This window comes from Pararhodobacter sp. SW119 (genome assembly GCF_017811755.1).
Lineage (GTDB): Bacteria > Pseudomonadota > Alphaproteobacteria > Rhodobacterales > Rhodobacteraceae > Pararhodobacter.
The window spans coordinates 1-818 of record NZ_JADDJF010000170.1 but is presented as its reverse complement, the minus strand read 5'-3'; the positions used below and the strand labels follow the sequence as shown (position 1 = coordinate 818).

Sequence of the window (818 nt, the reverse complement as noted above, 5' to 3'; positions counted from 1 at the left end):
GAATCACGCAACCGCTCGGTGCTCAAGCAACTTTATGGGTCCTGAGCCTAACGCTTATCGATCCATCAGGTTTTCAATTTGTTCCGATCTCAATCTTTGCAGTGAACCGAGCGCCCAGCATAATCCCCTCCTCGCCCTCAATCCGCTCTAAGTAATCCTGGCTCACCTGTTGACTGAACTTTCTAGAAACTATTTCCTGCGCGCCATCCCGCTTGAAATCGAACGCGCGCTTGATGGGAGAAAGCCCAACCAATGTGCCAACCCAGACGACTCGCTCGATCTTCACATTGGTTCCTGTTATTCTTCGGTAATCGCGTTCAATTCCCGCGCGATCGAACGAATACTGACGATCAGGAAGGTTGGCCTTCAGGGCCGCGTCATTGTTTTCGAGGTGTCTAAAAAACTGCGCGAGTGCGCGGAACACCCTTGGATTGATGTCATCAACATCAATAAGTAACTCATCCTCATTCTCTTGCGTAAATTCTTCAAAAAGGACGTCCGCCTCCTCAAGGGACTCTCGCACCGGCGTCTTGACGGCGCTGACCTGACGTGCATCCTTTTCTTGAAGAATAAACCCGAATGAGCCTGTTGCGACGCCTCGAATGTTCAGGGCGGCGAGTTCGGACCCTCTGATTTTTCCGCGCGCGGCAAGTTCGCCCTTCAAGTTTGAAGCAAAAAGGCGCGTTACGACGGCCTGAAAGTAAGTGCGGGCCTGAGCGGCGAAAGTCGCATCGATGGTGCGGCTTCCCTCAACAGGAGCGCCATTAAAGAGTATAGGCTCAGGACCCATAAAGTTGCTTGAGCACCGAGCGGTTGCA

Annotated in this window: 1 protein-coding gene; it reads right to left on the bottom strand. The window is 52.4% G+C overall.

Going from position 1 to position 818, the window contains the following annotated elements:
• Positions 1 to 73: 73 nt before the first annotated feature.
• Positions 74 to 818: hypothetical protein (locus IM708_RS21095; protein WP_209428509.1), on the bottom strand; the 745-nt coding region annotated here is incomplete at its 5' end.